At 61.9% G+C, this 286-nt stretch carries 1 pseudogene; it reads left to right on the top strand.

Annotation, left to right across the window (positions count from 1 at the left end):
* Positions 1-286, top strand: a pseudogene (locus CH341_RS32235) (type I secretion system permease/ATPase); the annotation flags it as partial.

Below are 286 nucleotides of genomic sequence, written 5' to 3'. Positions count from 1 at the left end.
GACGGTGGCGAAAGTGAAGATGAACATGCTCGTCGTGTTCGTCTTTACGATCGCAATGAACGTCCTCGTTCTCGCCGTGCCGATCTATCTTTTCCAGATCGCCGACCGCGTTCTCACCAGCCGCTCCGTCGATACGCTCGTCATGCTGACGTTGATCACGGCGGGTGCGATCGTGGGACAGGTGCTTCTCGACGTTTTCCGCCGCCGCATCCTGATGCGCACCGCCTCGGAGATCGAGACGCGGCTGAGTTCGCCGATCCTGAGCGCGGCGGCGCGCTCTGCGCTC

Origin of the sequence: Rhodoplanes roseus, from assembly GCF_003258865.1 — a bacterium.
Lineage (GTDB): Bacteria > Pseudomonadota > Alphaproteobacteria > Rhizobiales > Xanthobacteraceae > Rhodoplanes > Rhodoplanes roseus.
This window is presented reverse-complemented; position numbering and strand designations above follow the sequence as displayed.